General features: G+C 65.1%; 10 protein-coding genes and 3 rRNA genes. 8 read left to right on the top strand and 5 right to left on the bottom strand.

Going from position 1 to position 15,672, the window contains the following annotated elements; all coding sequences use genetic code 11:
* Window positions 1–113: 113 nt before the first annotated feature.
* Window positions 114–935 carry a DivIVA domain-containing protein gene (locus tag ATK30_RS01925; protein ID WP_101434017.1) on the top strand — a complete coding sequence of 274 codons (822 nt, stop codon included), beginning with the start codon at window positions 114–116 and terminating at the stop codon, window positions 933–935.
* 347 nt (window positions 936–1,282) lie between these two features.
* Complete coding sequence (locus tag ATK30_RS01920) at window positions 1,283–1,564, top strand: metal-sensitive transcriptional regulator (RefSeq protein ID WP_009081418.1); 282 nt, start codon at window positions 1,283–1,285, stop codon at window positions 1,562–1,564.
* Between the two features lie 257 nt (window positions 1,565–1,821).
* On the opposite strand, the gene ATK30_RS01915 is transcribed toward ATK30_RS01920, so the two are convergent.
* Both ATK30_RS01915 and ATK30_RS01910 read right to left on the bottom strand, forming a co-directional pair.
* Complete coding sequence (locus ATK30_RS01915; protein ID WP_101434016.1) at window positions 1,822–4,053, bottom strand: heavy metal translocating P-type ATPase; 2,232 nt, start codon at window positions 4,051–4,053, stop codon at window positions 1,822–1,824.
* An 11-nt stretch (window positions 4,054–4,064) separates the two neighbouring features.
* Window positions 4,065–4,271, bottom strand: a complete 207-nt coding sequence (locus ATK30_RS01910; RefSeq protein ID WP_101434015.1) for a heavy-metal-associated domain-containing protein — start codon at window positions 4,269–4,271, stop codon at window positions 4,065–4,067.
* A 114-nt stretch (window positions 4,272–4,385) separates the two neighbouring features.
* Here ATK30_RS01910 and cobF point away from each other — a divergent pair, with 114 nt between their 5' ends.
* Entirely contained in the window at window positions 4,386–5,147 is a 762-nt protein-coding gene (gene cobF, locus ATK30_RS01905; RefSeq protein ID WP_101434014.1) for a precorrin-6A synthase (deacetylating), read from the top strand.
* Window positions 5,148–5,262: 115 nt separating this feature from the next.
* Here the strand turns inward: cobF and rrf are convergent.
* The 3 genes from rrf to ATK30_RS01890 form a co-directional block, all read right to left on the bottom strand.
* Window positions 5,263–5,379, bottom strand: a 5S ribosomal RNA gene (gene rrf / locus ATK30_RS01900).
* Window positions 5,380–5,446: 67 nt separating this feature from the next.
* Window positions 5,447–8,562: ribosomal RNA gene (locus ATK30_RS01895) — 23S ribosomal RNA — on the bottom strand.
* Between the two features lie 305 nt (window positions 8,563–8,867).
* Window positions 8,868–10,387, bottom strand: a 16S ribosomal RNA gene (locus ATK30_RS01890).
* Together the 16S, 23S and 5S rRNA genes form the textbook arrangement of a ribosomal RNA operon.
* Window positions 10,388–11,115: 728 nt before the next feature.
* Here ATK30_RS01890 and ATK30_RS01885 point away from each other — a divergent pair.
* The 5 genes from ATK30_RS01885 (at window position 11,116) to ATK30_RS01865 (ending at window position 15,481) form a co-directional block, all read left to right on the top strand.
* Window positions 11,116–11,508, top strand: coding sequence for a YciI family protein (locus ATK30_RS01885; RefSeq protein WP_101434013.1), 393 nt, complete (start codon window positions 11,116–11,118; stop codon window positions 11,506–11,508).
* Window positions 11,509–11,526: 18 nt separating this feature from the next.
* Complete coding sequence (locus tag ATK30_RS01880) at window positions 11,527–12,732, top strand: RNA polymerase sigma factor (RefSeq protein ID WP_101434012.1); 1,206 nt, start codon at window positions 11,527–11,529, stop codon at window positions 12,730–12,732.
* Complete coding sequence (locus ATK30_RS01875) at window positions 12,725–13,843, top strand: epoxide hydrolase family protein (RefSeq protein ID WP_101434011.1); 1,119 nt, start codon at window positions 12,725–12,727, stop codon at window positions 13,841–13,843. Before ATK30_RS01880 ends, ATK30_RS01875 begins: the two co-directional genes overlap by 8 nt.
* A gap of 67 nt (window positions 13,844–13,910) precedes the next feature.
* Entirely contained in the window at window positions 13,911–14,720 is an 810-nt protein-coding gene (locus tag ATK30_RS01870) for an alpha/beta fold hydrolase (RefSeq protein WP_101434010.1), read from the top strand.
* Window positions 14,721–14,728: 8 nt separating this feature from the next.
* Window positions 14,729–15,481 carry an SDR family NAD(P)-dependent oxidoreductase gene (locus ATK30_RS01865; protein ID WP_101434009.1) on the top strand — a complete coding sequence of 251 codons (753 nt, stop codon included), beginning with the start codon at window positions 14,729–14,731 and terminating at the stop codon, window positions 15,479–15,481.
* The last annotated feature ends 191 nt before the right edge of the window (window positions 15,482–15,672 follow it).

The raw sequence follows: 15,672 nt of genomic DNA, 5'->3' as shown, positions 1-15,672 counted from the left end.
CCCAGGCTCCCACGGAGCGCCGGACTTCAGGCACACTGGAGGCAGTGCGGAAACCCCGGTGCGGCAAGAAAAACGAGCGCCGAGGAGAAACCATCCAAATGGGAGGTGAGAGCATGGCCCCCGGCGGTGGCGAGGACCTGATGGCCGTCCGGCCGTCCTTCGACTCGGCTTGGCGCGGCTATCAGCGCGGCCAGGTCGAAGAATTCGTCACGTGGGTCGAGGCGGAATTCCAACGCCTCGCCGCGGAACGCGACGCCGCGGCACACCAAGCGGCCGAACTCGCCGAGCGCAATCGCGAACTGCGCGCGACGATCGACCGGATCAGCCGCACCCCCATCCCGCCGGACGCATTGCAGGAACGCTCCCGCCGGATGGTCGAGCTGACGCGCGAGGAAGCCGCGGAGATCACCGCCCGCGCCGAGGACACCGCCGCGCGGATCATCGCCGACGCCAAGGCAGAAGCGGTTCGTCTCACCGAAAAGGAACGCGCGCTCGTCGAAGCCGTCGCCGCGGACCGCGAGCAACAGCGAAGAGAACACGAAGATCTGCTGCGCCGTGCAGTCGAAGAGCGCAAGGCCGCAGACGAAGCGGCCGCGAAGGAACGCCAGCGGCTCGAAGAACATCTGACGCGCACGCTGGCCGACCGTCGCACCGACGCACTCCGCGAAATCGCCGACCGCACCGCCGCCGCCCGCGCCGAAGCCGACGCGCACGTCCGCCAAGCCACCGACCACGCCACCCGAATCGTCTCCGACGCCGAACAGCGGGTCGCCGAACTCGTCGCCGTCCAGCAACGGGTAAAGGCCGCGCTGCGAGGCGCCCGCGAACTGCTGGCCACCGCGAACGCCGACCTCGCCCCGGACGGCACACCCGTGCCGAACCAGCGACGAACGTCTCCCCTGCCGGAAGTCGCCGAGGCTGCCCCGACGGGCTGAACACCAGCTGCGGAGACGCCGTGGGTGCCTGCTCGGCGACCAGCCACCGCGAGCATCCATCTCGCATCGAAGCAACGCAGGGCCCCGCGCTCGCCGAAGGCACCGAGGTCGTCTCCGCTAACTGAGCATCGGCGCGGTTCAGCAGGGCGGATGCTCAGCAGTTGGCCACTGCGAATGCCAGCCTTGGCCGGACGTGGCTTCCGGGCGCTCAACCAGCGTCCAAACCTCTGCGCTGAGCCATGTCGCCTAGGCCACCTCGGCCAACTGGAGCGCCGAGCCCGGATACACCGGGTGGGTATACTCGGTAGTGAACCACCGGGGATGCCGAGGAAAAGGGACGATGTGCGATGACCGGCTACGGCAGTGAACGAGAGGCCTACCTCAAGCGCCTTCGCCGGATCGAAGGCCAGATCCGCGGCCTGCAGCGCATGGTCGAGGAGGACAAGTACTGCATCGACATCCTGACCCAGGTGTCGGCGGCGACGAAGGCGTTGCAGTCGTTCTCGCTGGAACTGCTCGACGAGCACCTGGCGACCTGCGTCGTCCAGGCGGCGGCCGCTGGCGGGGAGGAAGCGGACCTGAAGGTGCGCGAGGCCTCCGACGCGATCGCCCGTCTGGTGCGTTCCTGAAGTAACTCCCAGAGCATCAGTCCGGTTTTCCTGCTTGGTGCTGCCGGGAGACCGCAGACGTCGGCTTCGGGCGAAGCTTCATCCCGGTACTCAGAGCGTGCGTGGAGGCGGGCGGATCCCCACACAGTTCAGCGCAAACCACTACGGCAACGACCAGGCTGGTCAGCGAGACAATCCACAGTCGTCCACCCAGACCAGCGCCAAAGGCAGACGGGCCAGCAGCGGAAACTCCCGCCGCTGGCCCGTCTCCAGGTGAATCACGCTGCGCGGAACCGTCGGAGCCGCAGGCTGTTCGAGACGACGAACACCGACGAGAAAGCCATCGCCGCGCCTGCGATCATGGGGTTGAGCAGGCCGAACGCCGCCAGCGGCAGTGCCGCGACGTTGTAGGCGAACGCCCAGAACAGGTTCCCCTTGATCGTGCCGAGGGTGCGCCGGGCGAGGCGGATCGCGTCGACGGCGGCTCGCAGGTCGCCTCGGACCAGGGTCAGGTCGCCGGCTTCGATCGCTGCGTCCGTTCCGGTGCCCATGGCCAGTCCGAGGTCGGCTTGGGCGAGCGCGGCCGCGTCGTTGACGCCGTCACCGACCATGGCCACCACTCGGCCTTCGCCTTGCATGCGCTTGACCACGGCCACCTTTTCCGCGGGCAGAACCTCCGCCACTACCTCGGTGATGCCCGCGGCGTCGGCGATCGCTCGCGCTGCGCCCGCGTTGTCGCCGGTCAGCAGCACCGGCTGCAGCCCCAGTGCCCGCAACTCGGCAACAGCTTGTGCTGACGTCGGCTTGATCGTGTCCGCGACCACCAGCACACCCCGTGCGACACCGTCCCACGCGACGAAGACCGCCGTCGCACCTCGTGCTTCTGCTGCGGCTTTGGCCTCGGTGAGACGGTCGTCGATCTTGACGCTCCAGTCGGCCAGGAAGGCCGCACGACCAGCGAGGACTGCTGCACCTTCCACGAGGCCGGAGACGCCGAGACCCTCGGTGTTCCGGAACTCCGTCGCCACCGGGAGGTCGCCGACCCGCTCGCGAGCACCGTCTGCGATGGCTTTCGCAATTGGGTGCTCCGAAGCATGCTCGACCGCCCCCGCGTAGCGCAGCAGTTCGCGCTCCGTGACGCCTTCTCCGACGTGGACGTCCACCAGGCTCATTCGCCCGGTCGTGACGGTCCCGGTCTTGTCGAGCACTACGGTGTCGACCCGGCGAGTGGACTCGAGCACCTCCGGTCCCTTGATGAGGATCCCGAGCTGCGCACCGCGACCAGTGCCGACGAGCAGGGCGGTCGGCGTCGCGAGCCCCAGTGCGCACGGGCAGGCGATGATCAGGACCGCTACCGCCGCGGTGAACGCCTCGGTGGCATTTCCGCTGGTCAGCAGCCAGGTGATCAGCGTGCCCAGAGCCAGCACCAGCACGATCGGCACGAAGACCGCCGAGACGCGGTCCGCCAGTCGCTGGACCGCGGCCTTGCCGTTCTGCGCCTCCTCGACGAGCCGGGCCATCTGCGCGAGCTGCGTGTCCGAGCCGACCCGCGTCGCGCGCACCGTGATCCGGCCGCCGACGTTGACCGTCGCTCCGGTCACGCCGTCACCCACTGCGACCTCGACCGGCACGGATTCCCCGGTGATCATGCTGACGTCGACTGCCGAGCTACCGTCGGTGACCACGCCGTCCGTGGCGATCTTCTCGCCGGGGCGTACCACGAACGTGTCCCCGACCCGGAGCTGATCGACCGGGATCCGCTGCTCGCGGCCGTCCCGAATGACCGTCACGTCCTTCGCACCGAGTTCGAGCAGGGCCCGGAGCGCAGCGCCGGAGCGACGCTTGGACCTCGCCTCGAAATAGCGGCCGGCGAGGATGAACGTGGTGACCCCCGCAGCGACCTCGAGGTAGATGTTGTCGGTCCCCGAGCCCCCGGACACGCTGAACTCGAAGCCGTGCCTCAAGCCCGGCATCCCCGCCATGCCGAAGAACAACGCGTACAGCGACCACAGCGTGGCGGCGGAGACGCCGAGCGAGATCAGCGTGTCCATCGTCGCCGCGCCGTGCCGGAGGTTGGTCCAGGCTGCGCGATGGAACGGCCACGCGCCCCAGACCACGACCGGCGCGGCGAGCGTGAGCGACAGCCACTGCCAGTTAGTGAACTGCAGCGCAGGGACCATCGCCAGCACGATCACCGGCACGGTGAGGATCGCCGAGTACAGGAGCCGGTCGCGCAGCGGCCGCGTCTCGTCCTGCTCGGGTTCCTCCGGCTTCTCCGGTTCCGGCGCCTGCGCGGTGTACCCGGTCGCTTCGACGACGCCCACCAGGTCGTCGACCGAAACGGTGGAGGGGTATTCGACGTGCGCCTTCTCCGTCGCGTAGTTGACGCTCGCGGTGACGCCTTCGACCTTGTTGAGCTTCCGTTCGACCCGAGCAGCGCACGACGCGCAGGTCATCCCGCCGATGGCGAGTTCGACTGACTGCACGGGGGCTGGTGTCGTGGTGCTCATGTCACTCCTTTTTACGCGACGACCTGGTAGCCGGCCTCAGCGACCGCGGCCTCGACGGCCTCGCGCGAGATCGGCTCCGCACTGATGACCTTGACCGCGCCGGTGGCGAGGTCGACGTCGACCTTCTGCACGCCGGGCAGGCCGCCTACCTCCTCTTTCACCGATCCGACGCAATGCCCGCAGGTCATGCCCTCGACGGTGTAAGTCGCTTCGGTCATCGCCACACTCCCTATCGTGCTCTTCGCTGATGTCTCCTTTATACCCCTAGGGGGTAGTGGCATGCCAGGGGACCCTCTCGTGAGTCCGGTTACCCGCCGGGAGAGACTGCTGGGATGCGGAAGATCTACGCGATCGGGATCGGCGCCGGCGACCCGGAACACCTGACGGTGCAGGCAGTCGACCGGCTCAATCGCGTCGACGTGTTCTTCGTGCTCGACAAGGGCAGCGCGAAGGCCGACCTGGTGCAGCTGCGCCAGGAGATCCTCGAGCGGTTCGTGAGCCGGCCGGGGTATCGCGTGGTGCGCGCGAAGGACCCGGACCGCGACCGGACGCCGTCCGACTACCGCACCGCGGTCGCCGACTGGCACCAGCTCCGCACCGACGTCTACGAGCGGCTGATCCGCGACGAGCTGGCCGAAGGCGAGACCGGCGCGTTCCTGGTCTGGGGCGATCCGGCGCTCTACGACAGCACCATCGCGTTGATTGAGGCCGTCCTCGCGCGCGGGAACGTGGCGTTCGAGTACGAGGTCGTGCCGGGGATCAGCAGCATCTCCGCGCTCGTGGCACGGCATCGCACGACGATGAATCAGATCGGCCGGGCGGTGCAGCTCACGACGGGTCGCCGGCTGGCCGAGGGCTGGCCGAATGACGCTGATGACGTCTTCGTGCTGCTCGACGCGCACACCACGTTCGATCAGTACGCCGGCAAGGGGTTGTGGATCTATTGGGGCGCGTACGTCGGGACTCCGGACGAGATTTTGCTGTCCGGCCCGTTGGATGACGCGTTGGCGGCGAAGATCCGGGAGACGCGGGCCGCGGCTCGGGAGCGGCACGGGTGGATCATGGACACGTATCTGCTGCGCCGGCCGGAGTGAGGGCGGCGGGCCGTCTTCGCGGTCCGCCCGTTTTCGGGCATGAAAAAAAGGGGCGGGGCTCCGGGAAAACCTTGTCAGGTTCTCGACCGGGGCCCCGCCCCTTCTTCCAAAGTAAGTTCGGCGGTGTCCTACTCTCCCACAACCCTTCGGTTGCAGTACCATCGGCGCAGTCAGGCTTAGCTTCCGGGTTCGGAATGGGACCGGGCGTTTCCCTGACGCTAAAACCACCGAAACACTCCGAAACAACACACGCACCAGCGTGGTGTTTCAGAACCGTAGAGTGGATGCGCAACATCTTCGTAGGCAAGTCCTCGGCCTATTAGTACCAGTCAACTCGACAACACATTACTGTGCTTCCATTTCTGGCCTATCAACCCAATCGTCTCTTGGGGGCCTTAACCCACAAAGGGGTGGGATACCTCATCTTGGAACAGGCTTCCCGCTTAGATGCCTTCAGCGGTTATCCCTTCCGAACATAGCCAACCAGCCATGCCACTGGCGTGACAACTGGCACACCAGAGGTCCGTCCGTCCCGGTCCTCTCGTACTAGGGACAGCCTTCCTCAAGTATCCTGCGCGCGCGGCGGATAGGGACCGAACTGTCTCACGACGTTCTAAACCCAGCTCGCGTGCCGCTTTAATGGGCGAACAGCCCAACCCTTGGGACCTACTCCGGCCCCAGGATGCGACGAGCCGACATCGAGGTGCCAAACCATGCCGTCGATATGGACTCTTGGGCAAGATCAGCCTGTTATCCCCGGGGTACCTTTTATCCGTTGAGCGACACCCCTTCCACCAGGAGGTGCCGGATCACTAGTCCCGACTTTCGTCCCTGCTCGACATGTCTGTCTCACAGTCAAGCTCCCTTGTGCACTTGCACTCGACACCTGATTGCCAACCAGGCTGAGGGAACCTTTGGGCGCCTCCGTTACCCTTTAGGAGGCAACCGCCCCAGTTAAACTACCCATCAGGCACTGTCCCTGAACCAGATCATGGTCCGAGGTTCAGATTCCCAATCCGACCAGAGTGGTATTTCAACAACGACTCCACACCCACTAGCGTGAGCGCTTCACAGTCTCCCACCTATCCTACACAAGCCGAACCGAAAACCAATACCAAACTATAGTAAAGGTCCCGGGGTCTTTCCGTCCTGCCGCGCGTAACGAGCATCTTTACTCGTAATGCAATTTCGCCGGGCCTGTGGTCGAGACAGCCGGAAAGTCGTTACGCCATTCGTGCAGGTCGGAACTTACCCGACAAGGAATTTCGCTACCTTAGGATGGTTATAGTTACCACCGCCGTTTACTGGCGCTTAAATTCTCAGCTTCGCCATTGCTGGCTAACCGGTCCTCTTAACGTTCCAGCACCGGGCAGGCGTCAGTCCATATACATCGTCTTGCGACTTCGCATGGACCTGTGTTTTTAGTAAACAGTCGCTTTCCGCTGGTCTCTGCGGCCAACCACCGCTCCACCCGCGAAGGGCTTCACAGCGCTTGGCCCCCCTTCTCCCGAAGTTACGGGGGCATTTTGCCGAGTTCCTTAACCACAGTTCACCCGATCGCCTTGGTATTCTCTACCTGACCACCTGTGTTGGTTTGGGGTACGGGCCGTGCATGCACTCACTAGAGGCTTTTCTCGACAGCATAGGATCACCCACTTCGCCTCAAACGGCTACGCATCACGTCTCAGCCTATATGTCATGCGGATTTGCCTACATGACGGCCTACACGCTTACACCAGGACAACCATCGCCTGGCGGAGCTACCTTCCTGCGTCACCCCATCGCTTGACTACTACGGAATCAGGTCCCACGCTCCACACACCCGATCCGCCCGAAGGCTTCACGAGTGGCTTCGGGTGGTTAGTGTCAACCGCCTCGCCATGGGCGCACATGCTCGGGTACGGGAATATCAACCCGTTGTCCATCGACTACGCCTGTCGGCCTCGCCTTAGGTCCCGACTTACCCTGGGCGGATTAGCCTGGCCCAGGAACCCTTGGTCATCCGGCGGCAGAGTTTCTCACTCTGCATTCGCTACTCATGCCTGCATTCTCACTCCCGCACCCTCCACGACTCGCTTCCGCGGCCGCTTCCCTGGATGCAGGACGCTCCCCTACCCACCCGTGCCACTGCACCGTTCCCGAAGAAACAGCGGATGTATTGCACGAGTGACACAGCTTCGGCGGTGTGCTTAAGCCCCGCTACATTGTCGGCGCAGGACCACTTGACCAGTGAGCTATTACGCACTCTTTCAAGGGTGGCTGCTTCTAAGCCAACCTCCTGGTTGTCTGGGCAATCCCACATCCTTTCCCACTGAGCACACACTTAGGGGCCTTAGCTGGTGTTCTGGGCTGTTTCCCTCTCGACGACGAAGCTTATCCCCCGCCGTCTCACTGCCGCGCTCTCACTAACCGGTATTCGGAGTTTGGTTGATTTCGGTAACCCGGTAAGGCCCCTAGACCATCCAGTAGCTCTACCCCCGGCAAGAAACACGCGACGCTGCACCTAAATGCATTTCGGGGAGAACCAGCTATCACGGAGTTTGATTGGCCTTTCACCCCTACCCACAGCTCATCCCCTCAGTTTTCAACCTAAGTGGGTTCGGGCCTCCACGACGTCTTACCGTCGCTTCACCCTGGCCATGGGTAGATCACTCCGCTTCGGGTCTAGACCACGCGACTCAGTCGCCCTGTTCGGACTCGCTTTCGCTACGGCTACCCCACCCGGGTTAACCTCGCCACGCAGCACTAACTCGCAGGCTCATTCTTCAAAAGGCACGCCATCACGCCGAAACGCTCTGACGGCTTGTAGGCACACGGTTTCAGGTACTCTTTCACTCCCCTCCCGGGGTACTTTTCATCTTTCCCTCACGGTACTCGTCCGCTATCGGTCTCCAGGAAGTATTTAGGCTTACCGGGTGATCCCGGCAGATTCACAGCAAATTCCACGAGCTCGCTGCTACTCGGGAACACCGCCACACGACACAAACACAGTTTTCGCGTACGGGGCTCTCACCCGCTCCGGCCCGCCGTCCCAAACGGTTCCGCTAACCATGCCGCATCACGCCCAGAGTGTCAGCTCTGAGAAGACAGGTCCCACAACCCCGACCACACAACCCCTGACAGGTATCACATGCAATCGGTTTAGCCTCATCCGCTTTCGCTCGCCACTACTCACGGAATCACTTTTGTTTTCTCTTCCTGCGGGTACTGAGATGTTTCACTTCCCCGCGTTCCCTCCACACCGGCTATATATTCACCGGCGGGTAACACCACATCACTGGTGCTGGGTTTCCCCATTCGGAAATCCTCGGATCACAGCTCGGTTGACAGCTCCCCGAGGCATATCGCAGCCTCCCACGTCCTTCATCGGCTCCTGAAGCCAAGACATCCACCATGTGCCCTTAACAACTTGACCACAAAGATGCTCGCATCCACTCTACAGTTCTCAAACACCACACCAGAAACAACGTGTGTTGCCTCAGGACCCAACAGCGCGCCAGCGAACAATCCGCGACCCGGATCCGCGACCGGCGTTCCACGCAGAGACCCGAAGACCTCGCAGTACTGACCGGCGGCATCACCGCCACCGCGAACCGTAACCAGTAGTTCCACAATTCCTTGAGCAAGCCCGGCAACACCGCGTGCGGGTGTTAAACCGTGCCCACCCCACGCCCCGTGCTCCGGGCATCCCGGGAGGCGTGGATGTGTTGTGCTCCTTAGAAAGGAGGTGATCCAGCCGCACCTTCCGGTACGGCTACCTTGTTACGACTTCGTCCCAATCGCCAGTCCCACCTTCGACCACTCCCTCCCTTGCGGGTTGGGCCATGGGCTTCGGGTGTTACCGACTTTCATGACGTGACGGGCGGTGTGTACAAGGCCCGGGAACGTATTCACCGCAGCGTTGCTGATCTGCGATTACTAGCGACTCCGACTTCACGCAGTCGAGTTGCAGACTGCGATCCGAACTGAGACCGGCTTTAAGGGATTCGCTCCACCTCGCGGTATCGCAGCCCTCTGTACCAGCCATTGTAGCATGTGTGAAGCCCTGGACATAAGGGGCATGATGACTTGACGTCATCCCCACCTTCCTCCGAGTTGACCCCGGCAGTCTCCCACGAGTCCCCGCCATGACGCGCTGGCAACGTAGGATAAGGGTTGCGCTCGTTGCGGGACTTAACCCAACATCTCACGACACGAGCTGACGACAGCCATGCACCACCTGTACACCAACCACAAGGGAAGCCCCATCTCTGGGGATGTCTGGCGCATGTCAAGCCCAGGTAAGGTTCTTCGCGTTGCATCGAATTAATCCACATGCTCCGCCGCTTGTGCGGGCCCCCGTCAATTCCTTTGAGTTTTAGCCTTGCGGCCGTACTCCCCAGGCGGGGCGCTTAATGCGTTAGCTACGGCACGGACAACGTGGAATGTCGCCCACACCTAGCGCCCAACGTTTACAGCGTGGACTACCAGGGTATCTAATCCTGTTCGCTCCCCACGCTTTCGCTCCTCAGCGTCAGTATCGGCCCAGAGACCCGCCTTCGCCACCGGTGTTCCTCCTGATATCTGCGCATTTCACCGCTACACCAGGAATTCCAGTCTCCCCTGCCGAACTCAAGTCTGCCCGTATCGACCGCACGCTCCACGTTAAGCGTGGAGATTTCACGGCCGACGCGACAAACCGCCTACGAGCTCTTTACGCCCAATAATTCCGGACAACGCTCGCACCCTACGTATTACCGCGGCTGCTGGCACGTAGTTAGCCGGTGCTTCTTATCCAGGTACCGTCACTTGCGCTTCGTCCCTGGCGAAAGAGGTTTACAACCCGAAGGCCGTCATCCCTCACGCGGCGTCGCTGCATCAGGCTTGCGCCCATTGTGCAATATTCCCCACTGCTGCCTCCCGTAGGAGTCTGGGCCGTGTCTCAGTCCCAGTGTGGCCGGTCACCCTCTCAGGCCGGCTACCCGTCGTCGCCTTGGTAGGCCATTACCCCACCAACAAGCTGATAGGCCGCGGGTTCATCCCATACCGCCGGAACTTTCCACCACCACAGATGCCTGCAGTGGTCGTATCCGGTATTAGACCCAGTTTCCCAGGCTTATCCCAGAGTACAGGGCAGATTACCCACGTGTTACTCACCCGTTCGCCACTCATCCCCGGCCGAAACCGGTTCAGCGTTCGACTTGCATGTGTTAAGCACGCCGCCAGCGTTCGTCCTGAGCCAGGATCAAACTCTCCAACAATGAACAGTTCGATCGAGACTACTTCTCAATCAATCTCAAAGGAAACCCCGACGAGGGGGTTACCATAAATAAGCTCTACTGGCTTAGTTCACTAGCACACTGTTGAGTTCTCAAGCAACACACCCCGCACCAACCCCACCCCCGCAAGGGCGAGCCTGACCGAAGCGGTCATTCCTAGCAGTTTTTGGTGGGACACCCACTCAATCACCCTAGAGGCGAGAGCTTGGTTCGTGTCCCGGCGGCCGCCCGGTCTCCCTGGCGACCTGGAGAACATTACACGGCTCAAAACGGCCCGAAACAGGGGGGTCCCTTAATACGATCTTCGCAGGTCAACCGACCGAATGGGCCCGATGCGGCCGATCCGGCGGGCTGGGCGGCGGCAAGCCCGCGGGCCAGAGCGCGGCGTTATCGGCTCGCGGATGTCGTAATGCGGAAGAACGGGCGGCTCGCGTTATCGGCGAATGCCCGAGCAGGCACGGGCCGACGACTGCCAAAGGAAGCGCCGAGCAATGCGGACGGAGCGCGGATTGCTGCTGGACATCGACCTGCCGCGCGCAACAACCCTGGGCGCGCGCGTTCCAGCAGGGGCATCATGAGCGCCGAGTGACCCGGGTCACCCAGAAGAGCGCCGAGGCGATGTCCGGTCCGGGGCGGGCAGCTTCGTTCTTTCCGAGACTGGCGGGCAAGCGCCGGTCGCGAGAGCAGGCCCGAGCGAAGAGGGAGCACCGATGAAGTACCTGATCCTGGCGTACGGCAACCAGCAGGACTACGACTACCTCAGCGGCAAGGACGGCGGGGCGACCCCGGCGGAGGCGGCGGCGGTCTACGAGTTCCTCACCGGGTTCAGCGGGGCGCTGGCCGAATCGGGCGAGCTGGTCGAGACGCAGGGGCTCTCCGCTCCGGTGCTGGCCCGCCGCCTTTGCCTGCGGGACGGGGCTCCGGTCGTCACCGACGGGCCCTTCGGCGAGACCGAGGAGGTCATCGCGGGGTACTGGATGGTCGACTGCGCCAGTTTCGACCGCGCGACCGACATCGCGGCGGGACTGCTCAAGGCACCGGGGCGGTTGGCGGAGGCCGGAGTGGTGGTCCGGCCGGTGATGGGGTCCGAGGGCGAACTCTGAGCCACGAGGCAGGCAGAGATGACCGACTCCGCGGTCAACGACACCCTGCGCACCCTCGCGCCGCAGGTGCTGGGAGCGCTGGTCCGCCGCTACGGACGGTTCGATCCGGCTGAGGACGCGGTCCAGGAAGCCCTGCTCAAAGCCGCCCAGCAGTGGCCGGAGTCGGGCATCCCCGAGCGTCCCTTCGGCTGGTTGCTGCAGGTCGCGAGCCGGAAGCTGATCGATCTGCTCCGGGCTGACCAGGCGAGGCGGGAGCGAGAGATCCGCGCGGCTCGCGAGGACGTCAGCGAGCAGACCGGGGACGACACCTTGATCCTGCTCCTGCTCTGCTGCCACCCGTCGTTGTCGGCGGCGTCGCAGATCGCCCTCACCCTGCGGGCCGTCGGCGGGCTCACCACCGCGGAGATCGCGCGGGCGTTCCTCACTTCCGAGGATTCGATGGCCCGCCGGATTTCCCGGGCCAAGCGCACGATCCAGGACAGCGGTGTGCCGTTCCGGATGCCGCCGAAGGAGGAACGGGACGAGCGGCTCGAAGCGGTCCTGCACGTCCTGTACCTGATTTTCACCGAGGGGTATTCGGCGACGTCAGGGCCGGATTTGCGCCGGGGCGACCTGGTCGCCGAAGCGATCCGGCTGGCCGAGATGACCGCCGCGTTGCTGCCGGGCGACAGCGAGGCCGAGGGACTGCTCGCGTTGATGTTGCTGACGGACGCGCGATCGCCGGCGCGCGTGACCGAGCAGGGCGAGCTGGTTCCGCTGCACGAACAGGACCGGACGCGGTGGAAGGCCGAGTCGATCCGGCGCGGGGTGGAGCTGGTGACGGCGGCGTTGCCGCGCGGGCCGGTCGGGCCGTATCAGCTGCAGGCGGCGATCGCGGCGGTCCATGACGAGGCAGCCACCGCGGAGGAGACCGACTGGCGGCAGATCGCCGGGCTCTACCGGCTGTTGCTCAAGGTTTCGGCGAGTCCGGTCGCGAAGGTGAGCCACGCCGTCGCGGTCGGGATGGCGGACGGACCGGCGGCGGGGCTCGACCTGCTGGAGGCGCTGGACAACCGCGACCGGCGGTTTTACGCGGCGCGAGCACATCTTCTGGAAAGGGCGGGCGACCGCGAAGCGGCCCGGAGCGCGTACCTGCGCGCCGCCGAACTCGCCACCAACATCCGCCAGGTGCGGTATCTCAACGCCTGCGCCCGGCGGCTCTCTCAAGGAGCTGGACATGACTGACGAGATCCGGCCGTACCGGCTCGAGATCCCGGAAGCGGACCTTGCCGACCTGCGGGAACGGCTCGATCGGACGAAATGGGCACCCGAGCCGGCCGGCGGCGACCAGGGGTACGGCGTCAGCGTCGGCCGGGTTCGCGAGCTGGCCGAGCACTGGCGGCATCGCTACGACTGGCGGGCTTGGGAACGGCGGTTCAACCGGTATCCGCAGTTCACGACCACGATCGACGGCAGCAACGTGCATTTCCTGCACGCCCGTTCGCCGGAGCCGGACGCGATCCCCTTGCTTCTCAGCCACGGGTGGCCGGGCTCGGTGGCGGAGTATCTGGCCGCGGTCGGGCCGTTGAGCGATCCCCGCGCGCACGGGCTGGACCCGTCGATCGCGTTCGACGTCGTGCTGCCGTCGTTGCCGGGGTTCGGGTTTTCCGGCCCGACGGCCGACACCGGCTGGGGTCCGCAGCGGATCGCGCGGGCGTGGGCGGAGTTGATGCGCCGGCTGGGGTACGCGCGGTACGGGACCGCGGGCAACGACTGGGGTTCGAGGATCGCGCCGGAGGTCGGTCGCGTGGCACCGGAGCAGGTGATCGGCGCGCACGTGACGCAGACCTGGGATCCGCCGCCGGACGACGATCCACAGTGGATTGCCGAACTGTCCCCTAAGGACAAAGCGGCATGGGACGCGTTCCACCACTACTTCACCGACGAGGCGTCCTACGGCGTCGTCCAGGCGCAGCAGCCGCAGACCCTCGCGCACGCGCTGTCCGACTCCCCCGTCGGCCTGCTCGGCTGGAACGCGCAGGCGATGCACGACCACGGCCTCGACGCCGACGGGATCCTCACGCACGTCACGATCCACTGGCTGACCGGCACCGCGGGTTCGGCGATCCGGATCTACGCCGAGCAAGCCCGGGAGACGCCTGCCGAGGGCCGCAATCCAGTGCCGCTCGGGGTCGCGCAGTTCCCCGGCGATCTGCCGTCGATCCGCGTGTTCACCGAGCACCGCCGGAACCTCGTGTCGTGGAACGAGTACGACCGCGGCGGGCATTACGCCGCGCAGGAGGTGCCGGAGCTGTGGGCGGGCGACGTCCGCCAGTTCTTCGCGAAGGTGCGCTAGAAAAACATTGCTCCGACTACATTGCGCTGTATTGCTCTGAGAAATCGCTCCGATTAGCGTCGGCGACATGCAGACAGTCCTCCTCTCCTCCGGCGCTCGGATCGCCTACGACGACCTCGGGCACCAGCCGCGGCTCCCGGTGCTTCTCGTGCACGGGCACCCGTTCGACCGGTCCATGTGGGGCCCGCAGGCTGAGCACCTCGCGCGGAACGGGCACCGCGTCGTCGTGCCCGACCTGCGCGGATACGGAGAAAGCACTGGGCCGGCGGTCCGCGGGCTCGAAGACTTCGCCGAGGACCTCATCGGGCTGGCTGACCACCTCGGGCTGGACCGCTTCGCGCTGGGCGGGCTGTCGATGGGCGGGCAGATCGTGATGCAGACCGTCCGGGAGCACCCGGAGCGGATCGCCGCGGTGCTGCTCGCCGACACCTTCGCCGAGCCCGAGACCAACGAAGGAAAGGTGGTGCGCAACCAGGCCGCGGACCGGGTGCTCGCGGAGGGCATGACCGCGTACGCCGACGAGCTGTTGCCGAAGATGGTGTCGCCGGGCACTTTGCGCGAGAACCCCGAGGTGACCGGGCACGTCCAGAAGATGATGCGCGACGCACCGGCAGCAGGCGCGGCGGCGGCCTTGCGGGCGAGGGCGAAGCGGCCGGACTACCGCGATTCGCTGAAGCGGGTCACCGTGCCGACGCTGGTCGTGGTGGGCAGCGAGGACGAGTTCACGCCGGTCGCCGACGCGCGGCTGCTGCACCAGCTCGTGGCCGGCTCGGAGCTGGTGGTGCTCGACGGCGCGGGGCACCTGCCTAACCTGGAACGCGCGGCCGAGTTCAACGACGTGTTCGGCCGGTTCCTGGACCACGCGGAAGAACGGTGACTCACTCCATGAAGACCGTATTGGTGACCGGCGCGAGCGCCGGGTTCGGTGCCGCGATCACGCGCCGGTTCGTCGCGGAAGGCGCGCGGGTCGTCGCCGCGGCCCGCAGCGGCGACCGGTTGAAGACGCTCGCGGACGAACTGGGCGACGCGGTGTACCCGCTGGTACTCGACGTACGCGACGCGGACGCGGTCGCGGACGTCGTCGCGCAACTGCCCGAGGAGTGGGCGAAGATCGACATCCTGGTCAACAACGCCGGCCTCGCGAAGGGTCTCGAACCCGCGCACGAGGCGAAGCTGGAAGACTGGGACCAGATGATCGAGACCAACGTGACCGGTCTCGTCCACCTCACCCGCGCAGTGCTGCCCGGCATGGTCGAACGCGGTGCCGGGCACGTGATCAACATCGGCTCCGTCGCGGGCAGCTACCCCTACCCCGGCGGAAACGTCTACGGCGCGACCAAGGCGTTCGTCCACCAGTTCAGCCTCAACCTGCGCTCTGACCTGCGCGGCACTGGCGTCCGCGTGACGAACATCGAGCCCGGCATGGTGGGCGGCACGGAGTTCTCGACCGTCCGATTCGACGGCGACCAAGACAAAGCGGCGAACGTCTACGCCGGCACGACCCCGCTGACCGCGGACGACGTCGCCGAGTCGGTCTTCTGGGCCAGCTCGCAGCCCAAGCACGTGAACATCAACGTCATCGAGCTGATGCCGGTGGTGCAGACCTTCTCCGCACTGAACATCGACCGCGACTCCTGAACAATCCGTGAGGGGCCCCTTCCCGGACTTAGATTCCCGGAAGGAGCCCTTCACGGACGACCCGCCGATCGCGACCACGCAACCCAAGCCGTGCGCCCACCAGCCAACGCGCCCAACGCGCCAGGCACCCACACCACCCCGCACCCCGATACGAAGCCTTCTCTGCGGTTCGGGGGTGCTTGTCAAGGCAT

Source organism: Amycolatopsis echigonensis (assembly GCF_002846615.1).
Taxonomy (GTDB): Bacteria; Actinomycetota; Actinomycetes; order Mycobacteriales; family Pseudonocardiaceae; genus Amycolatopsis; species Amycolatopsis echigonensis.
Note: the sequence above shows the minus strand (reverse complement) of the source record. Positions and strands in the feature narration are given on the sequence as shown.

Coding starts and splice junctions, on each gene's coding strand:
- cobF (WP_101434014.1), top strand. CDS start 4,386: ATGCGGAAGATCTACGCGATCGGGATCGGCGCCGGCGACCCGGAACAC.
- ATK30_RS01880 (WP_101434012.1), top strand. CDS start 11,527: ATGACCGACTCCGCGGTCAACGACACCCTGCGCACCCTCGCGCCGCAG.
- ATK30_RS01885 (WP_101434013.1), top strand. CDS start 11,116: ATGAAGTACCTGATCCTGGCGTACGGCAACCAGCAGGACTACGACTAC.
- ATK30_RS01875 (WP_101434011.1), top strand. CDS start 12,725: ATGACTGACGAGATCCGGCCGTACCGGCTCGAGATCCCGGAAGCGGAC.
- ATK30_RS01910 (WP_101434015.1), bottom strand. CDS start 4,271: ATGACCGAAGCGACTTACACCGTCGAGGGCATGACCTGCGGGCATTGC.
- ATK30_RS01925 (WP_101434017.1), top strand. CDS start 114: ATGGCCCCCGGCGGTGGCGAGGACCTGATGGCCGTCCGGCCGTCCTTC.
- ATK30_RS01865 (WP_101434009.1), top strand. CDS start 14,729: ATGAAGACCGTATTGGTGACCGGCGCGAGCGCCGGGTTCGGTGCCGCG.
- ATK30_RS01920 (WP_009081418.1), top strand. CDS start 1,283: ATGACCGGCTACGGCAGTGAACGAGAGGCCTACCTCAAGCGCCTTCGC.
- ATK30_RS01870 (WP_101434010.1), top strand. CDS start 13,911: ATGCAGACAGTCCTCCTCTCCTCCGGCGCTCGGATCGCCTACGACGAC.
- ATK30_RS01915 (WP_101434016.1), bottom strand. CDS start 4,053: ATGAGCACCACGACACCAGCCCCCGTGCAGTCAGTCGAACTCGCCATC.